Here is a 24,663-nt window from a genome sequence, read left to right on the forward strand (position 1 = left end):
AAGTGAAAATGGGTGAATGGTGGATGTGGACCGGTTTCTTCAGCATAGTGCTGGTCCTGTTGTGGATTGATATCCGCTTTGTCGGTGGCGGCAAGGCGCACAAGGTGTCGCTGAAAGAGGCGGGCATCTGGTCTCTCATCTGGGTCAGCGTGGCGCTCCTGTTCAACCTGGCCATCTGGCTCTGGCTGGATCACAGTGCCGGGCGCGAGATCGCGAACCAGAAGGGGCTGGAGTTTCTCACCGGCTACCTCATCGAAAAGGCACTGGCGGTGGACAACGTCTTCGTCTGGCTGATGCTGTTCGGCTACTTCGCCATCCCGGCGGAGCTGCAGCGCCGGGTCCTGCTCTACGGGGTGCTGGGGGCCATCGTGATGCGCGCCGGCATGGTGTTCGCGGGCAGCTGGCTCATCGAGCAGTTCCACTGGATCCTCTACCTGTTCGGGGCCTTCCTGCTGCTGACCGGTGCCAAGATGCTGTGGGCGGCCGACAAGGAGCCGGATCTCGAGAACAATGCCCTGCTCGCCTGGATGCGTCGTCGCTTCAAGGTGACCGAGACGCTGGAGGGGGAGAAGTTCTTCGTCTGGCGTGACGGTGTGCGCTACGCGACCCCGCTGCTGCTCATCCTGGTGCTGGTGGAGGTGAGCGACCTCATCTTCGCGGTGGACAGTATCCCGGCCATCTTCGCGGTGACCACGGATCCCTTCATCGTGCTCACCTCCAACATCTTCGCCATCATGGGGCTGCGCGCCATGTACTTCCTGCTGGCCGGGGTGGCCGATCGCTTCGCCCTGCTCAAATACGGCCTGGCGCTGATCCTGATGTTCATCGGGGTCAAGATGTTGCTGCTCGATATCTTCAAGATACCGACCGGCATCGCCCTTGGCGTGGTGGCGCTGATCCTGCTGGCCTCCATGGGGCTGAGTCTGCTGATGACCCGCAAAAAGGCGGCGTGAACGGTGCAGTAAAAAGGGCTCCCTCGGGAGCCCTTTTTCATGCCAGCAATTTGCTTAGCGCTTGATCTTCTTGGGGTTGGTGTAGCCCCAGACGGTGTACATGTCCGCCAAGAGGGCACCGTTGTACTCCTCCAGATCGGATTGTTTCACTTCAGCATCACCCTGGCGTCCGAACAGGACCACCTCGTCACCGGGTTTGATCCCCTTGATGTCGGTGACGTCCACCATGGTGGTGTTCATGGAAGTCTTGCCCACGACGGGGGCCTTCTGGCCATGGATCAGCACATAGGCCTTGTTGCTCATGGCGCGGCGGTAGCCGTCGGAGTAGCCCATCGGCAGGTTGGCCAGCAGGGAGTCGCGCTTGAGGGTGAAGGTGCGGTCATAGCCGACGGTGTTGCCCGCCGGGTAGTGGTTGACGGAGGCGACCTGGGTCTTGAACGCCATCACCTTCTTGTACTCGGTGTATGAGGGAATGGTGTCGCCATAGATGATGCCGCCCGGGCGCACCATGTCAAAGTAGGCTTCCGGCACTTCCAGGGTGGCGAAGGAGTTGGCGGCGTGGATGGTGAGCTTGCTGCGATCCAGCTTGCCGGCGTCGATGAGCCACTGGTAGTCCAGCTTGAACTGGGCCAGCCCCAGCTTGACGTCCTCTTTCTCCTCCACCGGGAAGTGGGTCATGATGCCGACCGGGGTGATCCCTTTGAGCTTGAGCATGGCCAGGGCATCGGCCTTGGCATCGTCCTGGCGCAGATCGATGCCGTTGCGGCTCATGCCGGCGGAGTTCAGGCCGATGTGCACCGGGATGTTGGTGTGATGGCGCTGGGCGATGTCGGCGATCCCCTTGGCGCTCTCCAGGCTGCCGATGAGCTCTTCCAGCTTGTAGGGCAGGGCCTGCTCCACTTCATCCGGGGTGGCGGCACGCACCCGCATCAGGCGACCTTCGAAGCCCTTCTCGCGGGCAACACGTGCTTCTTCGTTGCTGGCGATGCCGATGCAGGGGATGCCTGCCTTGACCACGGAAGGGACCAGCAGGTCGATGCCGTGACCGTAGGCGTCCGCCTTCATGATGGCGCAGATCTGCGGGCCCTTGTCACCGAGGCGATTCTTCAGGGTCTGGATGTTGTGCTCGAAGGCACCGAGATCCACTTCCAGCCAGGCGTTGGCGGCGGTCTGTTCCTGACCGTTGCGGTGGTCGTCGGCGAGCGGCAGATAGGGGGCGGCGACCGCCTGGCCGGCCAGCAGGCCAAAGATCAGGGTCGCGAGCAGTGTTTTCTTGTGCATGGGGCAAGTCCTTTCTTATTGTCTTGAGTTGAGGCTGGGCTCATCGCTGAGGCGAGCTGCGGCAGGGCTGGTGATAGCATGTTGCTATGCTAATGATATATTTCACTTTTTATCCAGATGCCGACTCTGGGAGTGTATCTCAACGGCGTCAATCGTGGCACGTGTTGCAGGAAGAAAATATGAAGCTGACGTTGCGGATTCCACCGCTGCTGCTGTTCGTCGTCATCGTGCTCGCCATGTGGCTGGGACGGGGCGAGGGGAGGGCGGCGCCACTGTGGCTGGTGCTGGTCGCCACGCTGTGGCTGGCGGGAGCCCTGCTGGGAGGCGGTGCGCTTCTGCATTTCTGGCAGCAGCGCACCGCCGTGCACCCCCAGCGGCTGGAGAGCAGCCGGGTGCTGGTGACCCGGGGCGTCTATCGCATCAGCCGCAATCCCATGTATCTGGGGCTGCTCTGCTGGACCCTGGCGCTGGCGTGCTATCTGGGAGGCATGGCAGTGTGGCTCGGGCCGCTGCTGCTCTGGGGCTGGCTTACCCGCTTCCAGATCCTGGCGGAGGAGCAGGCGCTGCGGCGACAATTCGGCGATGCCTATGACGACTATTGCCGACAGGTCAGGCGCTGGTGCTGAGGCGCGGCGTGCCCCATCAGGCATATGACAACGGCCCGCAGAGGCGGGCCGTTGTCATGGGGGTCAGGGGGGATCACGCCTTGGCGGTGTCCACCTCGCCGAGGGGGGCGGTCTCCCCCAGGCTGTCTTCGCTCTTGGCTACCACGCTCGCGGCGATGGCGTTGCCCAGCACGTTGGTGGCGGAGCGCCCCATGTCGAGGAAGTGGTCGATACCGAGCAGCAGCAGGATGCCCGCTTCCGGGATGTGGAACTGGTTGAGGGTGGCGGCAATCACCACCAGGGAGGCGCGGGGCACCCCGGCCATTCCCTTGGAAGTAACCATCAGCAGCAGCAGCATGGTGATCTGCTGGGCCGTGGAGAGCTCGATGCCATAGGCCTGGGCGATGAACATCACCGCGAAGGTGCAGTACATCATGGAGCCGTCCAGGTTGAAGGAGTAGCCCATGGGGAGCACGAAGCTGGCGATGCGCTTGTCACAGCCAAATTTCTCCAGCCTGTCCAGGGTCTTGGGGTAGGCAGCCTCGGAGCTGGCGGTGGAGAAGGCCAGCAGGATGGGCTCGCGGATGAGGGCCAGCAGGGTCAGGATGCGGCGGCGGATGAAGAGGCTGCCCATGGCGATGAGCAGCAGCCATAGGCAGCCCAGCGCCAGATAGAACTGGGCCATGAAGGTGCCATAGGTAGCGAGGATGCCGAGCCCCTCCTTGGCGACCATGGCGGCGATGGCGCCAAACACCGCGAACGGGGCGAAGTTCATCACGTAGCCGGTCACCTTGAGCATGATCTCGGCGCCGCTGGCCATCAGCTTGACCACGGGCTTGGCGTCGTCCCCCAGGGCGGCGGCGGCCAGCCCGAAGAAGAGGGAGAAGACCACGATCTGCAGGATCTCGTTGGTGGCCATCGCCTCGACCACGCTTTTCGGGATGGCGTGGGTCACGAAATCCTTGAGGGAGATGGCGGTGGCAACCACGCCTGAGCTGGTGCCGTCATCGGGCAGGGAGAGGGAGAGCCCCACCCCCGGCTGCATCAGGTGCACCATCACCAGCCCCAGGGTCAGGGACATCAGGGAGGCGAGCATGAACCAGCCCAGGGTCTTGACGCCGATGCGGCCCACGGTGCGGGTGTCACCCATCTTGGCGATGCCGACCACGAGCGTGGTGAACACCAGGGGGGCGATGATCATCTTGATGAGGCGCAGGAAGATGTCGGTCAGCAGGGTGATGTCATCGGCAAAGCCTGCGGCCTGTGCGGGCGCGAGCAGGCGATAACCCTGCCCGGTCACGATGCCAAGCAACATCGCAATGAGGATGGCAACGGTCAACTTGTTCATTTTCATGGGGGAGTTCCGGTTTCGATAGGTGCAATGCCTGTGCAGGCGGCGAGGGGCCGCCTCAGTCCTTTTTTGTGATCCGGGCGGTGGAATCCAGACAGCCGGTGTGCTGGAGAATGCCTAATCGCGAAGGGGAAATCCAGTGACTTGTTTCGGAGTTTTGTGCTGTTATTAGCTGCATTTGATATGCATCTTGTGATTTATTTGTATTAATCGCTGTTTATTTTAATTTTTGCGAGATAAACGGCTTCCATGCTCTGCGCGTCCCGGGGGCTGGCCTCCAGGGTGAAGACGAGCAGGGCCGAGGTGCGATGTTCCACCTGCATGTCGTCCATGAAGGTGTCTGGCTCGTACTCGTCGAACCCGAATTGGGGGCGGGTCGGGGTGACCCTGACGGCATCCCGCGACAGGGTCAGCGTCTCGACCCGAATCCAGGGGTATCCCTTTGCCAGTGCCACCTCACCGGCCCGCTTGAGCACGTATTTGCGCGCCGTTTCCCTGTCCACCAGATCGTTTCCCACAAACTCCAGTTGCCAGCGGGCCGGGCCAAGCTGGGTCTGTGAAAAACCGGTCTGGCCATTCCAGAACGATTTTTCACTGTCATAGGCGGTGGCGCAGCCCGCGAGCTGGCCGACCAGCAGGGCGCTGAGGGCAAGGGTGCAGAAAGTACGAAGGGAAGGCAACATGATGCGGGCCGCTTGGCAAAGGGGGTTTTACTACAGCACAAAGGGATCGGAGAGACAATCGCGGTGGAAGACCATAAAAGAAAAGGCCTTGTCGTCTGACAAGGCCTTTCTCGGGGAATTTGGTCGGTGTGAGAGGATTCGAACCTCCGACCCTCTACACCCCATGCAGATGCGCTACCTGGCTGCGCTACACACCGACGGAGTCAGCTCGGCTGACGGGGAGGGAGTTTATGGAGATGCCCCGACCCTGTCAACAGGGGAAATCCAGGTTCGAGATCGTTTGCCTGCTTTGCGAGCAACTTCGGATCAAAGTGCGACCAGTGGTGCATTTTGTCGGCACATCACCGCCGTCTAGCATGAAAAACGGCCGCCCTGATGGGCGGCCGTTTGGCGTGATGCTCTCAAGCCGAGATCAGCGGTTGAAGGTGAGTCGCTTGCCCAATACCTTGTCGGTGACTTGGCCGTTCTGCCAGGCTATTTGCCCGTTGACCAGGGTCATCTCAAGCAAGGCGCGCTGGAAGCGGTCATCATCCAGATCAGCGGTTGAAGGTGAGACGCTTGCCCAATACCTTGTCGGTGACTTGGCCGTTCTGCCAGGCAATCTGGCCGTTCACCAGGGTCATCTCGATGGTGCTCTGGAAGCGGTAGCCGTTGAACGGGGACCAGCCGCACAGATAGAGCAGGTTGCTGTCGGTGACCACGTAGGGCTTGCCGAGATCCAGCAGCACCAGGTCGGCGAAGTAGCCTTCCCGGATGTAGCCGCGATCCTGCACCTGGAAGCGTTCGGCCACCGCGTGGGAGGTCTTCTTGACGATGGTTTCCAGGCTGAAGACCCCGTTGTGGTAGAGCTCCAGCAGCGCCTGCAGGGAGTGCTGCACCAGGGGCACGCCGGACGGCGCCTTGAAGTAGCTGTTCTGCTTCTCTTCCCAGGTGTGGGGGGCGTGGTCGGTGGCGATGATGTCGAGCACATCGTTGCGTACCGCATCCAGCAGGGCGTGCTGGTCGGCAGCGCTCTTCACCGCCGGGTTGCACTTGATCTGGCTGCCCAGGGTGTCGTAGTCCGCCTCGTTGAAGAAGAGGTGGTGGACGCACACTTCGGCGGTGATGTTCTTGTCCTTGAGATCCTTCAGATCCGGGGTGGCGGTAAAGAGCGAGAGCTCTTTCGCCGTGGTCAGGTGCAGCACGTGCAGCTTGGCGCCGTACTGCTTGGCCAGGGAGACCGCCATGCTGGAGGATTTGTAGCAGGCGTCCGCGCTGCGGATGCGGCCGTGCTCGCGCATGGGCACGTCTTCGCCCCACTTGGCGCGAGCTTCGTCTTCCAGCACCTTGATGGACGGGGTGTCCTCGCAGTGGGTGACGATCATCACCGGGCTTTCGCGGAAGATGGCTGCCAGGGTCTCCTGGTTGTCCACCAGCATGTTGCCGGTGGAGGCCCCCATGAAGATCTTGATGCCGCAGGACTGCTTGGGATCGAGTTTCTTGATCTCTTCCAGGTTGTCGTTGGTGGCACCCAGGTAGAAGCTGTAGTTGGCGGCGGCGGAGTTGGCGGCGATCTGGTATTTGGCTTCGAGGGCGTCGATGGTGGTGGTCTGGGGATTGACGTTGGGCATTTCCATGAAGCTGGTGGTGCCACCGGCCACGGCGGCCCGGGATTCACTGGCGATGGTTCCCTTGTGGGTCAGGCCGGGCTCCCGGAAGTGGACCTGATCATCGATCATCCCGGGGATGAGATGACGGCCCGTTGCATCGATCACCACGGCATCGGGGGCACTGATGTCCGGGGCGACGCGGGCGATCCGCTCACCCTCGATCAGGACGTCGGAGGCATAGATGCGGCCTTCGTTGACCAGGGTGGCATTCTTGATAAGCAATTTGTTCATGGGGGGTTCCAGTTCCTTTGCCGGGAATTGTGGGGGTTGACTATTTATCTAATAAATCAATCGCTTACTGTTGGATCTTTTTTTCTTGGGGCGTCATTGGGGCAAAAAGGCCTTTTGATTGCATCTGCTCCCAGATCCTGACCGCCTCAGATTTGCTCGCCGAGGCGATCCACTTTCCGTAGACGGATTGTAACATTTCAAGGTCAGCGTGACCCATTTGCGCTGCAATATACGCGAGATTTCCATGCGACGTCAGGTTCCAACTAGCAAACGTATGCCTAAGTTGATAGAAGCGCCGGTATCTTACTCCGGCTCTCCTCATGATGTTGCTCCAGGCATGAGACACCCCGGCGGCGGTGAAGAACTCTTTGGCGTGTGGAACATGGGGGCCCGTCACCTTAGGCGTGAATACCGGCCTGATGCTCTGGCTCTCGATACGACCGTTCATGTCCACATCTACCGACACCACAGCACGCATGAACGACAATGCCATCTGTGACTTGAGAGCTGCGATCACGGGCGGTTGCAGATCAACCTCCCGGGGCTCGTTGGTCTTGGGCAGTTTGAAATAGTCCGATTCGTTACTGATGTTCCTGCTGATGACCATGACCCCTTTTTCGAGGTCGATGTCCTCCCAAGCAAGAGCCCTCAACTCGCCTGTTCTAAGGCCAGTATAGATGGCAAGGGTGATCATGTTTCGTTGCTGCTCGTGGGAGCATGCTTCCAGCAGCCGGGTGTATTCATCAAATTCGAAAGGGTCTGCCGGTGAGGTTTTTCTGGTGGTGACGGGCCTCACTCCTCCCGTGAGTTTTGCTGCATCCGCAAGAAGGTTGTTCTTCTCACACCAGCGAAGCAACTGCCTGAATCGCCCAAGGTAGGTGACGATGGAGTTGGGTTTGAGTGAGATGTGCAGCTCATTGCGGATCAGCTCAATGTCCTTGGGCATCAGTGTTGATACCTGTCGGTCCTTACCCAGGACATTGATGCACGCCTCGATGGCGAACGGATAGCCATGACGAGAGGTAGGCTTCAGCATGGGTTTGTGAAGCCGCCAGAAATCCTGATAGGCCTCCCAGATGGTGACGTTTCGCCGGCTTCCTCCAAATCGAGTCAGTGCTGGGCTGTCGGGGAAATGATGTGCGTAGCTGAAGGTGCCGATCGCAATCTCATGCTTGATGGTCGCCAGCTTGTTGGTGGCAAACTTCACGTTCGCTTTGGTGATGGGGAGGTCGAGGACCTCCCGGCAGCGCGCCCGTTTATAGGTGAAGGTAATGCGCAGCTTTTTGCCATGAACCTCCAATCCAGTGACTCCAGCCACTAGATCATCATGTTTGACTCGACCCACTTGTCATACTCCGCAACGTTGTAACGAATCTGGTTATCCGGGGCTCGGCACCATACCCGCCCTTCCGGCCACTCTCCTTTTAAGCGCCGTCCCTCGGCGGCTTTTTCTGTCATGCCTGTCAGTTCGGCGAATAATTTCGGCCTCACCCACCTGGCACATGGGTAGACGAATTGCTGCATCTGTTGGTCCTCATTAGTCTGGTTATTTCATCCCGGCCTGCTCGGTTGTAGAGGAAGCATTCAACCTGCTTCCTGCTGCTGACCGCCTGGTCAAGGCGGTACTCCCCGAACGCCGGGCGTTTGAGTTGGTGCTGGTTGGCCAGCCGGCCAATGGCCTGGGCACTGACCCCCAGCTCCTTGCCCAGGTCGGTGGCGCTCCAGAGCTGGCCGGCAACCCGGGGAGCTTCGATGGGCAGGTCGAAGTGCGCCAGGATGCGGCCGATCTCGGCGAGCTTGGCCGATCGGGAAAGGGTGGGGGAGCGCACGGTGCTGACCAGCTCATTGAGAAGCTGGCTGTCCTGGTCGATGGTCAGTTGAAGTTGTTGCATGGCGTGGCCCTCCTGTTTCAGAGGATGGGGCGCCAATTTGATTGAAGGAAGGGCCGTGATTTCGTTATCCCCGGAATCCAGGGTGTGAGAGAGATGGGATCAGGCGGCAGTGCTGATCGGCTCCACACCAGACAGCAGCAGCGTCAGCTTGCTGACATCGCGGATCCGGCATTCGCCGCGCCAGTTGGGGGCGAAGATGAGGAGCATGGAGCCCTTGGGGTTTCCCTTCATCTCTTCGCCGGTTGCCTTGTTGATGAAGCTCACCCGGCCGTTGCGCCACTTGCCGTTCTCATCGTGGTAACCAGTGATGTGCCGCACCTCGCTGGCACGCATACCGGGATACCATTCTGTGCTGGTGTCCTGGGGGACCAGCATGACGGTGCCGATGCCGCGCCCCTGCTGCTCGATGGCTTTTTCCACCCACGGCCCGATATCGGAGTAGGGCGGGTTGAGCCATGCCCAAGGTGAGCGCACTGACGGGCTGATAAAGTCGCCCCAGTCCACGCTCAGGGCGTCGATATCCGGTGTCAGGTACTTCTCGCAGAGCGCCGTTTCCGGCAGTGCGGCGGCATCAAGGGCGAAGTTGAATTCCAGATCCAGCGCCCGGAACAGCCAGAGCGGTGTCTGGGTCATGTCCCGGGTGCCGGTGGGGGTAGTGGAGCCACGGTAGTCTGCCATATTGGAACCTCTCCTTTTGGAACCGTGTCATCAGTAGTTGATTGTCAGGTGGTCGATCTTGTTGCCAGCGATGTGCTTGATAAGGTTGATGGCTTTTTCTTCCTCAATTCCCAGGCCCATCAGGTCCATCAGGATGGCGTTGTTGATGGTGCGGCGGTGCTCCATATCGGCGGCGCGTGCAGCATCCTCTGCGGCTTTCTGGCGCTGCTCGTCGGCGATGCGCTGACGCTCTTGCTCAGCAGCGCGAGCGGCGGCCTCTTCCGCCTGGCGAGCAGCGTTGGCTTCGGCCTGCTGGCGGGCCATCTCAGAGGCTTCGGAATCACGCCGGGCCTTCTCTGCAGCCTGTTGTGCCACCTGGGCTTGGCGTTGGGCCTCCTGCTCGCGGTGCTGGGCGGCTTCACGCTCCAGGCGCTGGCGATTCTCTTCCTCCCGGTGGGCTTGCTCCGCCGCCTGCTCGGCTATCAGGCGCTCGCGGTCGATGCGATCCTGTTCGGCCTGCTTCTGGCGCAGTTGCTCCAGCTCGGCCTGCTCTGCTTCGTACTTATGGCGGGCTGCCAGGGCCTCGCCGAGGCGCTTGGTTGCGAGCTCCTTGGCGACGGTCGCCTGGGGCAGCAGCTCTTGCCAGGAGTCGTCCAGGGCGTTCTGCTCGACCTCCTGCAGCATGACCTGCAGGTCGGCGGCGGCGATCTCGATGCTGGCAGAGGATCCCAGTTCATTGAGGCGGGCCAGTCGGGATTGCAGTGCTGCCACTCGGGCTTCCTCTGCCGCTTCGTACTGGGTGAGCGGGGCGCGCACCTCGTCTTTCAGGGCGTCCAGGGTGTCGCGGATCTGCTTGCGATTGGCGTCGATGCGCTTGGGGATCTCCTTGAACTTGTCCGTTTGCTCTTTGCCGAGCCCGTCCAGGTAGGTCTTGGTGCGGGCGACGGCATGGGCGATGCTGGCGACCTCCTTGCGGCCCTTGGCGGTGGTGATGTCGGGCACCAGGCTGGTTGCCTTCTGGCGAATGTCTGCCAGCAGTTCAGCCACGCCCTGGCCCTCGGTGAACAGGGCGACGGCGGAGGTGGGTTCGATGACAACCAGTTGGGCCTGGGTTGTCTCTGTTTTGGCTTGTTCGGTCATGGCGGGTCCTTCGGATTGAAAAGGCCCGCAGTGAGCGGGCCTTGTTGGTTATTGCTGGGCGCTGTGCCCGGTACTGAGCTGCTTCTTGCGCTCGCCGGCGATCTGCTTGATGCCGGCGATGATGTTCTGGTCGCCGGTTTCGTTGGCCCATGCCCAGGCGCCTGTGTAGGCCTGTTGCCACTCGACGGTATCGCTGGCCCCCTCAATGGCGGCGCAGTGGTCGGCGTAGGCGTTGGCGTGGTCCGCTTGGGCGGGTTCGGCCATCTGCTCATGTTCCAGGGTGACCGATTCGGTGCTCTGGCCGCGGATGGCATCCAAGGCGCGGCTACCGCCTTGTTTTGGGATGGGTTTCTCTGGCTGCCGCGAGAAGTCGAACTCATCGCCAGACTCCAGCAAGGTAACCAGTTCTGATGCGGACGGGAGACGTCGGGCGAGGCGATGTAGGACGCTTTTTACCGCCATCCTGTCGTACCACTTGGCCCAAGCCCCGTATTCGCTATTACCGGTCTTACTGGCACTTTTGACGCGCTCGATATCCTCTTTTGGCATGACCTCGACAATCAATTCGCCTGAGTGCAGCTTGGCAAAAGCGAAAGCCAGTGAGAACTTGCCCCGGCCTTTGAAGGTGGGGCGGTAGTTGATGTGTTCACCTTGTTCGTCCATCCAGTAATCGAAGGCGTCGCCATCAAACACGGCTTTGGCGGCAATGACGGCAATCTGACCGCTCATGCGGGCGCGCTTTAGCACGCCGTCAACCATGGGGATGTACTGCGCTTTGAGGACGAAGTCGGTGCCTTGCTTCTCCTTGAAGGTGACCAGTGCCGCCTCTCGGTTGTCCGGCACAAGCCCGTGTGTCGCACACCGGATAAGGGACTGGATGACTGACTTTTGGTCGGCGTTTGCCAACTCTGGGTTCTGTGCCATGGCAGTGGCGGCGGCCCGCACAAAAGCCTCAAAGCTCACGCCTGACGGCAGAAGGGCCTCAATGCCCTGGCTGCGAAGCTGGGGTGCAATCATTGCGAAGAAGTGGCCAGAGCTGCCCTCTAATGGCACCAAAGTCTCTACGTTTGATACGTCATTCATGCTGCTTTCCTTGTCGCCCAGGCTGGGCGCTGGAGGGGTTTGAAGTCGTGCCAGTCGTTGTTGACCCGGCAGTCGTGGAAGCGATGGAGGTCGCGGCGGAACAGGTCCTTGCCCGCATCTTTCCAGTCATCCGTCAGGGGGCGCACCCGCACCGGGTAGCGGCCACAGTTCACGCTGGTGCTGACAGCCAGAAAGACGAATTCCGGCTCCTCGCCCATCACCCGGTGGAAGCCTTCGGAGTACATGGCATCCTGCACGTGGTAGCGGAAGTCCTCGACATGGCGCTCGAAGCGCCCCATATCGTCCACCGACTTCACGTCGATCATGATGGGGTGATCGCTCAGGTGGCGGTCGGGGCGGATCCGGCACAGCTCCTGGGTCTGGGGGTCAATCCAGTAGAAGGAGGCCTCGCTGTGCCCCTCTTGTTCCAGCAGCCAGCGGGCGTCCGGGTGGGCCATCACGCTGTCGCGCATCAGGTAGAGCTTGCGTCCCTCCTCGGCATCCATCACCGTCTTGCCCAGCTCGGCGCAGCTGGCCAGGAACTCTGCCTCTTCTGCTTTGCCGGCGTTGGTGCGGCGGTTGAACGGTGGGGCGATGATGAAGCGGTCTTTGAACTCGTCGGGCTCCAGCAGCAGGCAGTGGATGGCGCTGCCCATGTCGAAGGCCTTGAGCTTCTCCTCATCTACCGGGGCATTCTTGGCCCAGATATAGGTGGCCGGACTCTCGGCTATCTGGTCGAGCTGGCTTTTGCTGACCCCGGGGCCAGCGTGGTACTCCTCGTTGGAGAGGCCGAACACCCGGCCAAGCGGGTGCGCGGCGGAGGTGTCGGCGATGGCATTCATGCTGCGCTCCTGTGCTGGTACTGCTCCCATTGCTCCTCGCTCATGGCGTCGTGCAGGGCGGCGAGGTGACTGCGCCAGGCGGCCTGGGCCAGGGCGGCCAGGGCAGCGTCCATCAACTGCTTGGTGAACTGCATCAGCGGGGCAGGATCGCCCTCGGTCATCAGCAGGAACATCGCCTGGTTGAGCTGCAGGCCCTGGTCGTGGTTCACCTCGGCCAGCAGGGTGGACAGGTCGGTATCGAGTTCCCCGGCCAGTAGCAGGGGACGGTTGGCCGCGATCCACTCGGCGACCCACTCGGCCTTGGCGTTGGCCTCGGCCTCCTGGCTCTCCAGCAGGGCAAGCAGGGCGGTTTCGTTGGTCATGGCTACATCTCCATTTCCAGTTGCAGGGCTCGCGCCTCGTGATACTCCTCGATGGCGCGGCGGGTTGCAGTGCGTTGGTGGGCAAGCTGGCGCTCTGCTGCGCCGGGTTCGACGGTCACGCTGTAGCGATGCTGGGTGCGGGGCGGCATTGAGCCGCGAAATCCCATCATCTGGGCTTCGGTCAGTGGCTTCATGGTCTGGGTCCTGGTGGTAATCGCCAGCAAGAAACGTTAACTTGGAATCATTTGGCACTTCATTTGCTGGGGGAGTTATGGCGTGGTTTAAGGTGGTTACGGACAGCACTAGCGGTGCTGAACACAAGCAAATTACTGAGTGGGACAGTGTGTTAATTGATCAGGGCATCCTAGGGCATACCGTTTTCTCCGCTTTTAACGAAGACAATGGTCAGCTGACTTACTTTCTTTCGGCTGAGTTTGAACCGATAGCGTTGGCGCTTAAGGCGGTGCCTTGTGAGATGCCCTCAAAAGCCAGCGAAAATTCGCTTAAGCTCGTCATCGGAGATCTCTCGATCCTTCATCCGAACGAGTAGCCCCCTGATCGCATCGAACCGAGGGGTGAAGTAGTTCCTGACGAAGCCAAATTCGGCAGTCCCATCGCCATCGATAAAGCCATCGCTGTAGATGTTGATGACTCTCCCGTCACGGCTCCTCACCTGAAATACCAAGAGCGGTGGGTTTTCTTCGGATTGGACCTGCGGTTCAACTGCGCTAGCACCCATGAAGAGGCTAAATCCATGCATGGTGATTTCAGTCCCTCCGGAACTCTTTAGAAAGTCCACGGCTTCATTACCAATGAGCCCATCGTCCAGGGCTTGTGCAATCTCGCGAAGTGCTTGTGCAACTTCAGGGACGAATCGACGATCGCCAACCCCATCGTTCTGCATGTGGATGGACACGACTCTGCGCTGGACAGCGATGCTCTCGATACAGTTAGGGTTACTAAGGCCAAGGATCTTCATTCTGATATCTCCGTCTTTGCTGGCTCTTTTCCTTGGCCGGTCGTCAGCCAGGCGAAGTGGGCCGAAAGCTCGGGGTGCTGTGCTATCAACAGCAGGGTGCCGCCGCTGATTTCCCGGTAGTTCAGCTCGTAGTTCTTGAGCGTGGTTGCCGGGATGCCCAACTTGTCGGCGAACTCCGGCCGGCTGAAGCCGAGGCGTTCACGCAACTGACGCAGGCGCTTGCGGCAAGCATCATTGAGCGGAGGGATGGTCATGTTGCTTTGGTCGGTACGCTTTTTCATGGTCTGGGTCCTGTGGTGGTTATCCGAAGGCGGCCACGGCTACACCAGAGCCACCTTCGGATACCGGCTCGCAAGCCGGCACCGTGTCACCTTCCAGCCCCGCATTCCGGTTTGAACGGGTTAGCGGGGATCTGCCGGGCCAGCAGATTGCGTGCGGTGACGGCCCTGTCCTGGTTGTTAAAGAGCGAGCCCAGCCGAATTTGGCGTGAGCGAAGCCAAAGCATCCTTGCGGTGCTTGAGAAAGAGGCTTTGGCTACGGCGCTATGAGGGAAGCGCCAGACCCGGGTCAGATGGCGTTGCGGTGGAACTCGGCCCGCCAGTGGAGGAGGGCGCTGTGCTTGGTGATGCCGGCGGTGCGCTTCTGGGCAGCACGAGCGGCGACGATGTGGTGTTGCTCGGTGGCCATCATGGCCAGGTGCAGGCGCTGTTTGATGGCTCGGCGGCGGGCAGCGTTGCCGTTAAGGCGGTCAGCGATGGCAGTTACAATCTGGTCTGCACGTTTCGCGGCCCTGGAAAAAATGCGCTTGGTCATGGTACATTCACTCCTGTTGGCGAGTTGGTCCTCGCTAATTCCCACGTGATTCGTCATGCTGGGTCCTGTTGCTAGGGTTGGTCCCCTAGCAACATCCGATTGGGGTGGTACCCCAGTCCTTCAAAGCCCGCCTCGTGCGGGCTTTGTCGTTCTTACGCGCTGGTGAGGCGCCTCACTTCTGCCCTGGTCAGGGGCTGGGTCCTGTTGCTGGTTGTCGATGATGCTTCTCAACCGGTTGAACACTGAGCCAATGCTCATGCGGTTGAGTGCTCCCACTCTTGGCGGGAGCGACTCGTTACGCAGCCGCTTGCAAGCTGGCTGCCCGGGCCCGGTGTTCCTTACCCGCCTCGGTCTTGACGGTGTAGAACAGGCCACCCCCGCGGCGTTTGCCGAGGTCGGTGATGTCGGTGATCACGGCCGGCACGGAGACGCGGGTACGGGGGTTGGTGTACTGCACAGGGTCATTGATTTTCATGAGTTGGTCCTCTGGGTAGTGATTTTTGTCTTGGTTGCTTCCTGAAATCGCATCTCACAAGTAGTTGCCAATCTGGAACAAATTCATTGTTGCCAAAAGACAACTGCGTGTCAACATTGATTCCAAAAGGAAACTGAAAAATTTATAGAAGGCAACAAAAAGCCCGCTCATGGCGGGCTTCATTGAATGGCGGAGGGAGGTGGTTATCTGCGGATTTCTACGACCTTGCCGAGTGTGATCAACTCTTTAGCTGTGAGGCTCCCGACCCTAGGGTCATCAACTCCATACCTCCAGCAGTCTAAGCCCTTGATGGCTCGTAGAAGGCGGAACTGGTCACTGGAAATGATCTTAACCAGCATGATGTCACCGTGATCTGGGGTTGTGTCTCCGAGGTCAACAAGGCAGGTGACACCAGTGATTATGCCTGCATCTTTCAGTTGATCATCATCAGCTTCGAGAGCAAACAGGTGGCCTTCACGTTCTGTAGCAAGTGATTTTCCTGTGTTGGTGTGCGGCCATGCGTCGCTGATATGGTCTCTTTGAAGGGCAGCCATAGTCCATACAGGTACAAGACCTGGACCGGCTTCAATGTCACTGATCAAGCTGTCTGCTGAGCGTCCCAAGAACAGCCACACCGGGTCTATCCGGAGCGCCTTGCCGATGGACATCAGGCTACTAGCCCTTATCTCACGCCCGGGCTCATTGAGCATGCGACTTATAACGGCCTTGCTCACCCCGCTCTTTCTACTGAGATCGGCAGGTGACACCCCCATCTCTTTCATTCGAGCCTCAAGGCGCTCAGCAAAATTCTTCATCACTTCACCAATGTTGCTTTCTTGCACCAAGTCTACCGCGGTGGTGATTGTCAAAGGGGCACTGATCATCTTGACTTAAATTTCCTTTTGGCAACAAAATGGCGCTTCAAAGACCATATGATGAGGACCAACCCATGCGCATTGAAGATGTCGAACAGTATTTCGGCAATGCAGCCAAGGCCAGTGAGGCTATCGGCATTGACCGGTGCAACTTCTCTAAGTGGAGGAAGCACAACAAGGGCATAGTGCCTGCAAACCACGCTGTCAGCTTTGTTATCCATAGCGGGCATTCACTCGATATGGGATGGGAGGATTACCGACCAGAACAAATCGCAACCCAGCAGGCCGCCTAACCACCGGCCCGCTTTTCTACCCAACACAGAGGACCAACTCCATGGGAAGAATATCGCTCCCCGATCATGAAAAACTCGACACGCTGTCACCGCTGAAGGTGCGTGGCACCCCGGGCCAGCGCCAGGTGTGGCAGGAAGTCGGCGCAGAACTGCGCATGACCGAAACCGCATTTGCCCGCACCTCGTTGCTGATCCTGCTCAAGGCCATATCTCAACATGAGCCACAAATCCTGGCGAGGGCCGTGAAACGGGCCAATCGGAGCCTGCTTGAACAGGGATATCCGCCCGTGACCGTCGAGGAGATCCTGGACGGCTCCGGCCTTCCCGAGCGCGGCCTGCTCCAGTTCAGCCCGGAAGACGAGGCCACCTACAACGAGGAGCGCCCCCTTCGCCCCCTGCAAAAACTCATCAACTTCATCCTCGGGAGGTAACCCATGACCACGCAACTCCGCCCGCCGCGCCCGGCTTCCCAGCATGTCAGCGATCGGGACAACATCATCCTGAAGTCGGTCATGCATGAGCTGGCCCTGGCCCTCGATGAGCCGCTGATTTCGACTGCCCATGCCGCCGGTACCGACCGGCAGGCCCTGCGCCTGGCCCGCGAGCTTGAGGCTCGCACCCTTGAACGCGCCGAGAACCAGCCTAGCGCCTAATTTCCTTGGCCCGCCTCACCACCGGGCTTTACAAACCAGGACCCAGCCAATGACCAATTCAACCATGGCCCATGGGGGCCACCCATTGCCTCATGATCTCGACCACTGCCCGCGATGCGGCAGTGAACTCCGATCCAGTACCGATGACCACGCCTTTGAGTGCCCGGCCTGTGCCTACACCGAGCAGGAGGTGCTTCATGCATCCTAAGGAGTTCATCGAGCACCATGTTCGCAAACTTCTGCTCGCTGACGGTTTCTCTGCCGAAGCTGCTCACCTGGCCTGTAAGGAAGCTGTCAGCCACTACGAGAAGAGTTCAGGTTTCCGGAAGGGAGCCGTGTTCTCGGAGTGTCTGCGGGTCGCCAAGCGCATGGCCAAGCTGGTCCAGAAGAAACAACGCCAGCAGGCGAGGGAAGATAAGAAGAAAGGGAAGGTGGCGGCATGAGCATGCTACTGATGGCCAAGGCCATGAGCATCAAGGTGGGCAATCCACTTCGGAAGTTGGTGCTGATCAAGCTGGCGGACAACGCCAGCGATACTGGCGAATGCTGGCCCTCTCATCAACATATTGCCGATCAGTGTGAGATATCCAGGCGCTCAGTCATTACCCATATTGATGCGCTTTGTGAGACAGGGTTGTTACAAAAGAGCTCTCGCATTGGGCCTGCAGGTAAGCGATCCAACGTGTATATCCTGACACTTGATAGTGCAGGAGCTGCACATCCAAATGTGCAGGAGATTCACATGGTATGTGCAGGAGATGCACAAACCCCTAGTGCAGGAGATGCACATAGAATCAGTCACTCTTTAGATCCAGTCATTGAACCAAAGATCCCCCCTGTATCCCCCCAGGGGGACAAACGCCCAGACAGTGGGTCGCCACGACGAGGTACCCGTTTGCCGAATGACTGGGTGCTCCCTGGCGAGTGGGGGAGGTGGGCTATCCAGGAGACTGGCCTCCCCAGAGAGCGGATCCTGCTGGAGGCGGCAACGTTCGCGGATTACTGGCAGGCGCTGCCCGGCGCCAAGGCCGTCAAGCTGGACTGGGAGAAGACCTGGCGTAACTGGATACGCCGGGCTGCCAGCTCGTTCCGGACCACTGCGCAGCGCAAGCCACTGGAGAACCTACAGGCGGCCCAGCAGGCCGCTCAGGCACTCAGAGAGTCGGGGAGGGGGGTCTATGACGACAGCACTCCGCTCTAACGAGACGACGGCCCTGAGCGCACCAGGGGATGTGGCGCAGGTCAGCGCCCGGATGTCGGTGTTCCTGGCCGAGGAGCTGCTGCCGTTGATGGTCGGGCTTTGGCCAGCCAGTGCTAACCAGCTGGACGGTAATGCCCGCGGCGTGGCGCTGGCCTGGGGGAGCATGCTCAGGGGCTTCAATGCGCAGCAGATTCGCGAGGCAGTGCTGCAGCTTGGGGAGGATGCCGATCGGCAGTTCGCACCGCGGCCGGCGGAGGTGCGGGCTGCAATTTTGCAGCGCAGTGCTGCTTCCCGAGCCTCTGTGGCTGGCTATCAGGTGTCGATGAGGGCGTGTGAAATGGCGGCTGAGGTGCGGGTGTTTATGCGGGATCAATCAGTGTCGGCCGAAGCTGTGGCCAAGGAGCTGCAGCAGGTGCTGGCTGAGAAGCATCAAAATGGTGTTGTGGTTACTTAGTCGGAGCCATGCTCAAAGACTGTGTAAGAATAGCCGCAGGCTGGAAAGAGGGGGGATGTTTCAGAGGACTATTTAAGAAGAAAAGATATATGGTATTTAATTGCATTTTTATAACAGTAAGTCAAAGGCCGCAGTAGCGGCCACTGAATTTTATTGTGAAATTATTTGGAGTTATTTGTCTTTAGTTATTGCGGTCATTACTAGTGTTGAAACATCACAGTTTGGATTGTTTATATAAATCACGCCAGATTTGGATGCTTCAAAATTTATCATGTTATCATCAAGTGTTGTACAGCCTGCAATCCTATCAATAGAGGTTATTTCTTGCTTGGTATAGTCGTTCAAGTCTTTGATTGCATCCATCCTAGAGGTTATCTCTAAATTTGCGATTGAATCCCTGTTGATTATTAGTCCGCTAGTCTTCACCTTTGTTATTTTGGTTAATGAGAAATGTTCTGAGAGGGCCATGTTTTTTATGAGGTTTGATATAGATATTTCGACTGCGCTAATGCTTGATTGCGAATTGATTTCACCACAGAGGTTATTAATGAATTTTTTAATGTTTCTGGGAGGGTCAAAAACACACATAATAAAAGAATTGTTTTCTAGCTTTTGTAAAATGAACTTGAATTTGTTGTAAATAGTAATGGTTTGTTCGTATGATTCACCCAAAGGGTCTGTTAATTGTTGCTGGACAGTCTCCATTTCTATATAAGTGGCAGATAGTTTTTCATTGGCCATATCGACATCTAAGAATCCAAAAAACAAGCCACTCTCATATCGGCAACGTATTAAGATACTGTGGAGTGAATTTATTTCCAAGCTGGTTTTTAGCGTTAATAGTTTTAGACGTAAAGACATAACCACTCCTAAGATTTATCTACTGATATGATTGTGTCAGATGGGATTGTTGTTGGATTATTTACTATTGAATAAGCTGTCTGTTCAATTAAACGGCATAATTTCAAATCTTCTGATTTAGTTAGAGGTACAAAATTTTTCGTGTGCTCCCCTTGGCTTCTGTATCTTTTCACACCTTTGGTTACATAAGAGAAACCAGAACACTCCTCTTGATTATTAAATTGCGCCTCTATTTCATATATATCATGGTCATACGTTTTTTCTTTAATTCTCCATCGAATTTTACATATGTAAAATCCTCTTTCATAAAGCTGCCTTAATTCTTCTGATTTTAATACACCTTCGCCCTTTAATGAGGCCTTACTAATATGCACTCCGAATTCAATGTCATCTCCATCTCCATCTCCATCTTCGTTTTCATCAAGTGGGGTGATATTTGATGGTTTAAGATGGTATACGTATGCATCTGTGACATCATCAAACTCATAGCCATTGAGTTCTTTTAGCAATTTTATAAAAAAATTAGTTCTTGCAATCGGGGATGGAATGTTTATTAATGTAACTTCGGAGATTGTTAAAGAAGGTGCTTCAGGCAGTGAGCTCTTTACATTGGCTTCAATTTTTTTTAGTAATGAAGTTTCATACTCTTCAAGTTGATCGTTATCAGGTCTTCTGATTGTTATCTTTCCATTATCACATTCTAATTCTAACATGGCTTCTTTATTTACAACTTGCCTAAAATCACTTTTGGTGTAATCAGTTGAGAGATACTTTATATTTATATAAATAGTGTTGTCAATTTTCCTGACAGAGCAATAATCATCATGAGATTCAATCTCTTTCTTTAAGAGGTTTGCTGATTTTAGAATGTCATCTGGATTTATTTCTTGATGAATTATCTTAGACGTTACTCGCTCTTTTCTAGAGTGCACACCAAGCTGAGCGGCTATTGTTTGATGATCATAGTAATCATGATAGAATCTCGAAAAGTATCTCGCAAGTTCTTTTCTTTCAGTTGTTCTAGATATTAATATCCCTCTACTTAAAAACAATTCAGATAATTCACTCGAGGTAATTTTTGACTGACTTAACGCATCAGATATTGCCTTGTCAGTAACGCTATGTAGATTCTTCACCTAGTTACTCCCAGGATAATGCCTCAGATGAATAAAAACTCTTAACGGTAGGAATCAAAAACAGTTCAATATTATCTAAATATTTTTTTGCATCTGAATCATAGCCCCATTCATGTGCGTATTTTTCTACTGCTCGCTTATAATTTGATATGATAGATGCGCTTCTATTCAATGATGCTATTCTAATTTTGATTTTATTTTTGAAATTTAATATCTGATAGTTTGCTAATAGTTCAAATAGATACATGAACTCTAAGTCCGTATCGCCACTTCTATTGTAGTATACAATGTATCCCTCTGCGTTTTTCAACTCAACTGTCATGGTCTTAGTATTGACTCCCATTACCTCATCATGTTTGATAATAAGGAATGGTGATGTCAATAGTTCAATAGTAGCCGGAAGGTGTTGTTCATTAACAAGTATTTTATGGTATGTTAATTGAGGGTAGAAAAAACCATACCCCCCTTCACTAGGAAACTCACTCTTTGCAATTAAACTATCCATGTCAGACAGTAATGTCATCATATAATTAATAATGCCAGGTTCAATAATGTGAATCTGTTGGTTTTCTTTGATGTTAATGCGACTTGTGTTTATGGAATTTGGTCTGCGAGCTTTACCTTCGGGTTTGGGAGGGTTAAAGTAATGGTAAAAATTATGTGTAAATTCATTGTCGTGATTGTAAATAAATAATAGCCCCCTTATGTCGTAATTACCGACTTCAGTTATGTACTTCTCTTCCCAAAATTCACTATATGTTGCACAGTCGATAGTGTTTGCAAGTGATATCAAAGCATCTTCTATTTTTTTTACTGTTATTGTTTTTTTAGAGTAACTCTTTAAATCTGTATTTAAATAAATTGTTTTGTTAAGATATGGGTCCTTATAGGAAAAAACGACGTCCACTGGATGTGTGTGTTTTTGTGCTTTATCTTGTGGTTTGTGCTCTGCTTCATTTACACAGTCGAAATCTTGATCTCCCGGTCCAACTCTTTTCCAAAGGAATCTATCGAATATTTCCTTTGATATAATTTTAGCTAGTTCTTCTATAGGTCCATTTTCAGCCATAACATAACCTTATTTATTATATATAGTATGAATTTCTAGTTTCTTGACACTGCTACATATCACTTTCTATTTGCTCTGCAGTAAGAATTCTACTAGAAAGCCTCTCAATTATTGAAGAATCAAAATTAATTTTTGCTCTGCGTAAATGTCCAATCAATTCATTTATTTCATTATCGTTTTCTACAATTAAATACTTGATATCATTAGGTTGGAAGTGTAATTTGTGATCACTAATGAGGTGGTTGAATTGTTGTTTTTTTTGAGGGGTATCTATCCTGCTTTTAGCTATAAACGGGGGGATTCCATTCTCAGTGATTGGAGGTACATATCGCCATTCTCGCTCGTCTGCAAACCTAAATAGGTCTTCGCTTATATCATTTCTTTTCAGAGAGCCCTCATAATTTTTTATATATCTATAAGCATCAAAAATTTTCATGTTTACATCTGAGATGCCTTTGAAATGGTCATTCTCTGTGAATTTATTGATTTTCTGATAAATACTGTTTAATGCATTATTGAAATTGTCTGTAAATGGGCAATGTTTATTGATGTACATGACAGGATTTAATCCTTGTCGATTCGCCCAGTCCTTTGTTAAGCCAATTCCATATCTTCCGTACTTGCTCATATGAAATTTTAATTCTGACAGTCTCAGGTCACAAAAAGATACCATTGGCACAGCAAACTCACGAACTGTAGTTTTACCCTCTATTTTTTCTCGCGCATAAGAAATGTTAAAGGTTGAATTCAAAATATTGAAAAGTGCCGATTTATCTTGAGTGAAGTGAAACAGAATGTCAGGGTATAAACTCTTGTTATTCATATTTTAAAGCCTGCAATGATTGCAAATTAGACTGTTTATGGTATGTGAGATAGATAAGAGGTGGGGGGGGGAGTTGTATCACCAAAAAGCGTGGACTGTACTACACCCAAAGTTAGATTTATTGAGCTGTTTTATAGATAGAAGACAGGAAAGCTACCGCCCTTAGGTTACAGTTCCCATATACTGCTTTTGACCAGTGTTCAGATGACCATTCCTTGTCATGGGTAGGCCTTGCATGGAGCCTGGGTACCGTGCGGAAATCGTATCTCAAACGGTGCTGATTGTTGAGTGAAAAGAAGGGGGATTTGAGAGGGGATCACAGATTTTGTGTGGGCTGAAGGGGTAGAGTGAGTGGGAGACAAGTACCCACTCAGGGTATGAAGCGTAAAGCTCGCACGAGGGTGCAGCCCTGAAACTCTTGGAACGATTACGATACCTTCGTAACGGCAACTGACAACGCGTACTCATAGAGTGATACAGAGGGGACCTCTGAACAGGCAAGCTTGAGGTCTTCACTGATCTGCTTGGCAATGATTATCCCACGCACTGTCTGTCCCGGTTCGGCATGGTTCTTCTTGATCCAGCTGATATAACGCAGCAGCTGACCGACTACACGGTCATAACCCTTCGATACCTTGAGTTCTATCACGACATAGTTGCCTGAACCATCCACAGCTAGCAAGTCGATGAAGCGGCCGCCCACAGGGAACTCTACGCCGGTGATCCCTTCGTCCATATAGAGTTTTAGTGAGGGTTCAATGATGTGCAGATTCTTGGCTAAGTAGTCCCTCAGGTCATGTTCGTAGGCAAACTCGCTGGAGCAGCCCTCGAGCGGTGTGTCCACGGGGGATTCATCGACAACCGGGGTGAGAAGGGTTATAGGCGTTGGGTCTCTGCCAGGTTCGTACAGGCGATAATTCGAGGTGTCGATTTTGAAGAATAGATCGTCTGTACCGTCAGTTCTCGGGCTGTACTGCAAACGAGTAGGGACGTTTATAGATTGCCTGATTAGATGGGCTGCAACGGTGCCTTGCTTTACGTTCGGATAGTGTTCTTTGAACCATTGGATTGCTTGCTCTCGGAGGAAAGGGACTCCGGGTTGCAGGCCCATGGAAACGATCATATCGTGCATCAATAAACGTACTGGCTTTTCGTTCAATGTCGCCATTTAGGATTTTCCACTTCTATCGAGGGGAGGGGCTTAGAGAAGATAAGTAGATCGGAGTAGCTACCGCCCTTAGGTTTCAGCCCCTAGATGCTGATTTTTACCTGTGATCAGATGACAGTTCCTTGTCATGGGTAGGCCTTGCATGGAGCTTGGGCACCGTGCGGAAATCGTATCTCAAACGATGCCAGTTGTTGAGCGAAAAGAAGGGGGATTTGAAAGGGGATCACAGATTCACAGGGGAGGGCTGCTGAGGACGTTAGTGGAGCAGGGATGAAGCCCTGCTCCTGGGGGTCTTAAGCGGAAAGAACCGGTTCAGCCCTGAATATCTCGTCACGGTGATAGGCGAGGTATGCAGCTTGCTTGGAGTTGAACGGGCGGACATTCTTGGGAAGTTCAACGCCCCACTGCTGCAGCGCCTGCTCGATGCTGGGCTCAGAGCAAAGCAGGTCGCCGGCGTCAGTGAAGGTAATCCAACCCCGGTCGAACAGCTTGTCTATGTGAGGGGAGAGCAGCAGGCCATTGTTTCCATCCAGGCGCTCGGCGTTGTTATCGCACTTAGACCAGGGCTTGATGTGGCTGGCAATGAGCAGGGCCTTGTTGGTGACGCCGGTGACCCGGCAAACAGGCTCAATAATTTCCAGTTTTTTGCGGAAGTCGCCCTGGCCGATACGGGCCTTGGTCAGCTGCAGCTTTTCTGTGACTTCCAGGGTTGAGGCCTTGATGGCTGCCTCGATGGCATCACCTTCCAGTTCGGCCTGATGCTGCTCGATGTCATCGACAAAGTCGGGGTTCACGCGGTTGGCCAGTGAGAGCAGCAGGTTGCCCAGCTCATTGCTGATGCGGGCGAGGTAGCAGCTCTGGTTTCCATCCCCGTTTGCCCGCAAAGGGGAGTTTTTCGAGGGGAGGATGGGAACAATCAACTCCAGGTGGTCCTTCGGACGGATTGGCTTCTCCAGCAGCTCCCAGTCGATGCGGACCTCCCAGCCAGTATCTGACCAGGAATCACCGGCGCTGCCGAACTCAGAGGGCTTAGACTTCTCGCTGCAAGGGGCTGCTACTAGGCTGTGTTCTTAAAGTGATGAAGATATAATCTCACATCTTCTCAACAGCTTAAGATCCATTCCGTGTCCCGCC

General features: G+C 55.2%; 31 protein-coding genes, 1 tRNA gene and 1 pseudogene. 9 read left to right on the plus strand and 24 right to left on the minus strand.

Translation table 11 applies throughout. From position 1 onward, the window contains the following. Nucleotides 1-8 precede the first annotated feature (8 nt). Nucleotides 9-953, plus strand: a complete 945-nt coding sequence (locus tag PG879_RS16530) for a TerC family protein (protein ID WP_219604663.1) — start codon at nt 9-11, stop codon at nt 951-953. A 54-nt stretch (nt 954-1,007) separates the two neighbouring features. On the opposite strand, the gene alr is transcribed toward PG879_RS16530, so the two are convergent. Beyond that, on the minus strand, nt 1,008-2,234 hold the full coding sequence (gene alr, locus PG879_RS16535) for an alanine racemase (protein WP_039038980.1): 1,227 nt from the start codon (nt 2,232-2,234) through the stop codon (nt 1,008-1,010). Nucleotides 2,235-2,413: 179 nt separating this feature from the next. On the opposite strand from alr, the gene PG879_RS16540 reads away from it, so the two are divergent. After that, nucleotides 2,414-2,860 carry a methyltransferase family protein gene (locus PG879_RS16540; protein WP_270830435.1) on the plus strand — a complete coding sequence of 149 codons (447 nt, stop codon included), beginning with the start codon at nt 2,414-2,416 and terminating at the stop codon, nt 2,858-2,860. A gap of 73 nt (nt 2,861-2,933) precedes the next feature. Here PG879_RS16540 and PG879_RS16545 read toward each other — a convergent pair whose 3' ends face one another. The 17 genes from PG879_RS16545 to PG879_RS16625 form a co-directional block, all read right to left on the minus strand. Beyond that, nucleotides 2,934-4,193: a dicarboxylate/amino acid:cation symporter gene (locus PG879_RS16545; RefSeq protein ID WP_045525467.1), complete on the minus strand. Its 1,260-nt coding sequence runs from the start codon at nt 4,191-4,193 to the stop codon at nt 2,934-2,936. Nucleotides 4,194-4,396: 203 nt separating this feature from the next. Next, nucleotides 4,397-4,873, minus strand: coding sequence for a CC0125/CC1285 family lipoprotein (locus PG879_RS16550; RefSeq protein WP_041212844.1), 477 nt, complete (start codon nt 4,871-4,873; stop codon nt 4,397-4,399). A 120-nt stretch (nt 4,874-4,993) separates the two neighbouring features. Then, a tRNA-Pro gene (locus PG879_RS16555) sits at nt 4,994-5,070 on the minus strand. Between the two features lie 339 nt (nt 5,071-5,409). Then, nucleotides 5,410-6,753, minus strand: coding sequence for a dihydroorotase (locus PG879_RS16560; RefSeq protein WP_039038976.1), 1,344 nt, complete (start codon nt 6,751-6,753; stop codon nt 5,410-5,412). A 64-nt stretch (nt 6,754-6,817) separates the two neighbouring features. Further along, nucleotides 6,818-8,071 carry a site-specific integrase gene (locus tag PG879_RS16565; protein ID WP_270830436.1) on the minus strand — a complete coding sequence of 418 codons (1,254 nt, stop codon included), beginning with the start codon at nt 8,069-8,071 and terminating at the stop codon, nt 6,818-6,820. 169 nt (nt 8,072-8,240) lie between these two features. After that, complete coding sequence (locus tag PG879_RS16570) at nt 8,241-8,645, minus strand: hypothetical protein (RefSeq protein ID WP_270830437.1); 405 nt, start codon at nt 8,643-8,645, stop codon at nt 8,241-8,243. A 99-nt stretch (nt 8,646-8,744) separates the two neighbouring features. Continuing rightward, nucleotides 8,745-9,323 carry a phage N-6-adenine-methyltransferase gene (locus PG879_RS16575; RefSeq protein WP_216987036.1) on the minus strand — a complete coding sequence of 193 codons (579 nt, stop codon included), beginning with the start codon at nt 9,321-9,323 and terminating at the stop codon, nt 8,745-8,747. 30 nt (nt 9,324-9,353) lie between these two features. Beyond that, nucleotides 9,354-10,442: a hypothetical protein gene (locus PG879_RS16580; protein ID WP_270830438.1), complete on the minus strand. Its 1,089-nt coding sequence runs from the start codon at nt 10,440-10,442 to the stop codon at nt 9,354-9,356. A 48-nt stretch (nt 10,443-10,490) separates the two neighbouring features. Beyond that, complete coding sequence (locus PG879_RS16585; RefSeq protein ID WP_270830439.1) at nt 10,491-11,525, minus strand: recombinase RecT; 1,035 nt, start codon at nt 11,523-11,525, stop codon at nt 10,491-10,493. Further along, nucleotides 11,522-12,367, minus strand: coding sequence for a PD-(D/E)XK nuclease-like domain-containing protein (locus PG879_RS16590; RefSeq protein WP_270830440.1), 846 nt, complete (start codon nt 12,365-12,367; stop codon nt 11,522-11,524). The genes PG879_RS16585 and PG879_RS16590 overlap by 4 nt, the downstream gene beginning before the upstream one ends. Next, nucleotides 12,364-12,729, minus strand: a complete 366-nt coding sequence (locus PG879_RS16595) for a hypothetical protein (RefSeq protein ID WP_270830441.1) — start codon at nt 12,727-12,729, stop codon at nt 12,364-12,366. The genes PG879_RS16590 and PG879_RS16595 overlap by 4 nt, the downstream gene beginning before the upstream one ends. Nucleotides 12,730-12,731: 2 nt before the next feature. Then, the gene (locus tag PG879_RS16600; RefSeq protein WP_270830442.1) at nt 12,732-12,923 is read right to left on the minus strand and encodes a hypothetical protein; all 192 of its coding nucleotides are present in this window, start codon (nt 12,921-12,923) and stop codon (nt 12,732-12,734) included. Nucleotides 12,924-13,210: 287 nt separating this feature from the next. Further along, nucleotides 13,211-13,708, minus strand: a complete 498-nt coding sequence (locus PG879_RS16605) for a hypothetical protein (RefSeq protein ID WP_270830443.1) — start codon at nt 13,706-13,708, stop codon at nt 13,211-13,213. Beyond that, the gene (locus PG879_RS16610) at nt 13,705-13,989 is read right to left on the minus strand and encodes a helix-turn-helix domain-containing protein (protein ID WP_270830444.1); all 285 of its coding nucleotides are present in this window, start codon (nt 13,987-13,989) and stop codon (nt 13,705-13,707) included. The genes PG879_RS16605 and PG879_RS16610 overlap by 4 nt, the downstream gene beginning before the upstream one ends. Before the next feature lie 286 nt (nt 13,990-14,275). After that, on the minus strand, nt 14,276-14,521 hold the full coding sequence (locus PG879_RS16615) for a hypothetical protein (protein ID WP_106887162.1): 246 nt from the start codon (nt 14,519-14,521) through the stop codon (nt 14,276-14,278). A 295-nt stretch (nt 14,522-14,816) separates the two neighbouring features. Beyond that, nucleotides 14,817-14,996: a hypothetical protein gene (locus PG879_RS16620; RefSeq protein WP_201891205.1), complete on the minus strand. Its 180-nt coding sequence runs from the start codon at nt 14,994-14,996 to the stop codon at nt 14,817-14,819. 203 nt (nt 14,997-15,199) lie between these two features. Next, nucleotides 15,200-15,880 (minus strand): helix-turn-helix domain-containing protein, encoded by a 681-nt coding sequence (locus PG879_RS16625; RefSeq protein ID WP_168756620.1) that lies wholly within the window; start codon nt 15,878-15,880, stop codon nt 15,200-15,202. Between the two features lie 65 nt (nt 15,881-15,945). Here PG879_RS16625 and PG879_RS16630 point away from each other — a divergent pair, with 65 nt between their 5' ends. The 7 genes and pseudogenes from PG879_RS16630 (at nt 15,946) to PG879_RS16660 (ending at nt 18,472) form a co-directional block, all read left to right on the plus strand. After that, on the plus strand, nt 15,946-16,164 hold the full coding sequence (locus PG879_RS16630; RefSeq protein ID WP_201891206.1) for a hypothetical protein: 219 nt from the start codon (nt 15,946-15,948) through the stop codon (nt 16,162-16,164). Nucleotides 16,165-16,205: 41 nt separating this feature from the next. After that, the gene (locus PG879_RS16635; protein WP_270830445.1) at nt 16,206-16,595 is read left to right on the plus strand and encodes a hypothetical protein; all 390 of its coding nucleotides are present in this window, start codon (nt 16,206-16,208) and stop codon (nt 16,593-16,595) included. A 3-nt stretch (nt 16,596-16,598) separates the two neighbouring features. Then, the gene (locus PG879_RS16640) at nt 16,599-16,817 is read left to right on the plus strand and encodes a hypothetical protein (RefSeq protein ID WP_045525499.1); all 219 of its coding nucleotides are present in this window, start codon (nt 16,599-16,601) and stop codon (nt 16,815-16,817) included. Nucleotides 16,818-17,014: 197 nt separating this feature from the next. Beyond that, on the plus strand, nt 17,015-17,260 hold the full coding sequence (locus tag PG879_RS16645; protein WP_270830446.1) for a hypothetical protein: 246 nt from the start codon (nt 17,015-17,017) through the stop codon (nt 17,258-17,260). A 23-nt stretch (nt 17,261-17,283) separates the two neighbouring features. Beyond that, nucleotides 17,284-17,445: pseudogene (locus PG879_RS16650) on the plus strand (helix-turn-helix domain-containing protein); the annotation flags it as partial. Between the two features lie 267 nt (nt 17,446-17,712). Beyond that, a complete protein-coding gene (locus PG879_RS16655; protein WP_270830455.1) occupies nt 17,713-18,018 on the plus strand; it encodes a hypothetical protein in 306 nt (101 codons plus the stop codon). Continuing rightward, nucleotides 17,996-18,472 carry a hypothetical protein gene (locus PG879_RS16660; RefSeq protein ID WP_270830447.1) on the plus strand — a complete coding sequence of 159 codons (477 nt, stop codon included), beginning with the start codon at nt 17,996-17,998 and terminating at the stop codon, nt 18,470-18,472. The genes PG879_RS16655 and PG879_RS16660 overlap by 23 nt, the downstream gene beginning before the upstream one ends. Before the next feature lie 171 nt (nt 18,473-18,643). Here the strand turns inward: PG879_RS16660 and PG879_RS16665 are convergent, their stop codons facing one another. The 6 genes from PG879_RS16665 to PG879_RS16690 all read right to left on the minus strand — a co-directional run bounded on the left by PG879_RS16665 (nt 18,644) and on the right by PG879_RS16690 (nt 24,449). After that, nucleotides 18,644-19,333, minus strand: a complete 690-nt coding sequence (locus PG879_RS16665) for a hypothetical protein (RefSeq protein ID WP_270830448.1) — start codon at nt 19,331-19,333, stop codon at nt 18,644-18,646. Nucleotides 19,334-19,341: 8 nt separating this feature from the next. Further along, a complete protein-coding gene (locus PG879_RS16670; protein WP_270830449.1) occupies nt 19,342-20,469 on the minus strand; it encodes a hypothetical protein in 1,128 nt (375 codons plus the stop codon). A 4-nt stretch (nt 20,470-20,473) separates the two neighbouring features. After that, nucleotides 20,474-21,538, minus strand: a complete 1,065-nt coding sequence (locus tag PG879_RS16675) for a hypothetical protein (RefSeq protein ID WP_270830451.1) — start codon at nt 21,536-21,538, stop codon at nt 20,474-20,476. A 52-nt stretch (nt 21,539-21,590) separates the two neighbouring features. After that, on the minus strand, nt 21,591-22,361 hold the full coding sequence (locus PG879_RS16680) for an abortive infection system antitoxin AbiGi family protein (protein WP_270830452.1): 771 nt from the start codon (nt 22,359-22,361) through the stop codon (nt 21,591-21,593). A gap of 427 nt (nt 22,362-22,788) precedes the next feature. Continuing rightward, nucleotides 22,789-23,529, minus strand: a complete 741-nt coding sequence (locus PG879_RS16685) for an endonuclease NucS domain-containing protein (protein ID WP_270830453.1) — start codon at nt 23,527-23,529, stop codon at nt 22,789-22,791. Nucleotides 23,530-23,822: 293 nt separating this feature from the next. Then, nucleotides 23,823-24,449: an HNH endonuclease gene (locus PG879_RS16690; RefSeq protein WP_270830454.1), complete on the minus strand. Its 627-nt coding sequence runs from the start codon at nt 24,447-24,449 to the stop codon at nt 23,823-23,825. Nucleotides 24,450-24,663 lie beyond the last annotated feature (214 nt).

Source organism: Aeromonas sp. QDB63 (assembly GCF_027707425.1).
In the GTDB taxonomy this organism is placed as follows: domain Bacteria; phylum Pseudomonadota; class Gammaproteobacteria; order Enterobacterales; family Aeromonadaceae; genus Aeromonas; species Aeromonas caviae.

What these genes read in the sequence shown, in the direction of transcription:
- PG879_RS16530 (WP_219604663.1), top strand. Translation starts at nt 9, where the DNA reads ATGGGTGAATGGTGGATGTGGACCGGTTTCTTCAGCATAGTGCTGGTC.
- alr (WP_039038980.1), bottom strand. Translation starts at nt 2,234, where the DNA reads ATGCACAAGAAAACACTGCTCGCGACCCTGATCTTTGGCCTGCTGGCC.
- PG879_RS16540 (WP_270830435.1), top strand. Translation starts at nt 2,414, where the DNA reads ATGAAGCTGACGTTGCGGATTCCACCGCTGCTGCTGTTCGTCGTCATC.
- PG879_RS16545 (WP_045525467.1), bottom strand. Translation starts at nt 4,193, where the DNA reads ATGAAAATGAACAAGTTGACCGTTGCCATCCTCATTGCGATGTTGCTT.
- PG879_RS16550 (WP_041212844.1), bottom strand. Translation starts at nt 4,873, where the DNA reads ATGTTGCCTTCCCTTCGTACTTTCTGCACCCTTGCCCTCAGCGCCCTG.
- PG879_RS16560 (WP_039038976.1), bottom strand. Translation starts at nt 6,753, where the DNA reads ATGAACAAATTGCTTATCAAGAATGCCACCCTGGTCAACGAAGGCCGC.
- PG879_RS16570 (WP_270830437.1), bottom strand. Translation starts at nt 8,645, where the DNA reads ATGCAACAACTTCAACTGACCATCGACCAGGACAGCCAGCTTCTCAAT.
- PG879_RS16575 (WP_216987036.1), bottom strand. Translation starts at nt 9,323, where the DNA reads ATGGCAGACTACCGTGGCTCCACTACCCCCACCGGCACCCGGGACATG.
- PG879_RS16580 (WP_270830438.1), bottom strand. Translation starts at nt 10,442, where the DNA reads ATGACCGAACAAGCCAAAACAGAGACAACCCAGGCCCAACTGGTTGTC.
- PG879_RS16585 (WP_270830439.1), bottom strand. Translation starts at nt 11,525, where the DNA reads ATGAATGACGTATCAAACGTAGAGACTTTGGTGCCATTAGAGGGCAGC.
- PG879_RS16590 (WP_270830440.1), bottom strand. Translation starts at nt 12,367, where the DNA reads ATGAATGCCATCGCCGACACCTCCGCCGCGCACCCGCTTGGCCGGGTG.
- PG879_RS16595 (WP_270830441.1), bottom strand. Translation starts at nt 12,729, where the DNA reads ATGACCAACGAAACCGCCCTGCTTGCCCTGCTGGAGAGCCAGGAGGCC.
- PG879_RS16600 (WP_270830442.1), bottom strand. Translation starts at nt 12,923, where the DNA reads ATGAAGCCACTGACCGAAGCCCAGATGATGGGATTTCGCGGCTCAATG.
- PG879_RS16605 (WP_270830443.1), bottom strand. Translation starts at nt 13,708, where the DNA reads ATGAAGATCCTTGGCCTTAGTAACCCTAACTGTATCGAGAGCATCGCT.
- PG879_RS16610 (WP_270830444.1), bottom strand. Translation starts at nt 13,989, where the DNA reads ATGAAAAAGCGTACCGACCAAAGCAACATGACCATCCCTCCGCTCAAT.
- PG879_RS16615 (WP_106887162.1), bottom strand. Translation starts at nt 14,521, where the DNA reads ATGACCAAGCGCATTTTTTCCAGGGCCGCGAAACGTGCAGACCAGATT.
- PG879_RS16620 (WP_201891205.1), bottom strand. Translation starts at nt 14,996, where the DNA reads ATGAAAATCAATGACCCTGTGCAGTACACCAACCCCCGTACCCGCGTC.
- PG879_RS16625 (WP_168756620.1), bottom strand. Translation starts at nt 15,880, where the DNA reads ATGATCAGTGCCCCTTTGACAATCACCACCGCGGTAGACTTGGTGCAA.
- PG879_RS16630 (WP_201891206.1), top strand. Translation starts at nt 15,946, where the DNA reads ATGCGCATTGAAGATGTCGAACAGTATTTCGGCAATGCAGCCAAGGCC.
- PG879_RS16635 (WP_270830445.1), top strand. Translation starts at nt 16,206, where the DNA reads ATGGGAAGAATATCGCTCCCCGATCATGAAAAACTCGACACGCTGTCA.
- PG879_RS16640 (WP_045525499.1), top strand. Translation starts at nt 16,599, where the DNA reads ATGACCACGCAACTCCGCCCGCCGCGCCCGGCTTCCCAGCATGTCAGC.
- PG879_RS16645 (WP_270830446.1), top strand. Translation starts at nt 17,015, where the DNA reads ATGCATCCTAAGGAGTTCATCGAGCACCATGTTCGCAAACTTCTGCTC.
- PG879_RS16660 (WP_270830447.1), top strand. Translation starts at nt 17,996, where the DNA reads ATGACGACAGCACTCCGCTCTAACGAGACGACGGCCCTGAGCGCACCA.
- PG879_RS16665 (WP_270830448.1), bottom strand. Translation starts at nt 19,333, where the DNA reads ATGTCTTTACGTCTAAAACTATTAACGCTAAAAACCAGCTTGGAAATA.
- PG879_RS16675 (WP_270830451.1), bottom strand. Translation starts at nt 21,538, where the DNA reads ATGGCTGAAAATGGACCTATAGAAGAACTAGCTAAAATTATATCAAAG.
- PG879_RS16680 (WP_270830452.1), bottom strand. Translation starts at nt 22,361, where the DNA reads ATGAATAACAAGAGTTTATACCCTGACATTCTGTTTCACTTCACTCAA.
- PG879_RS16685 (WP_270830453.1), bottom strand. Translation starts at nt 23,529, where the DNA reads ATGGCGACATTGAACGAAAAGCCAGTACGTTTATTGATGCACGATATG.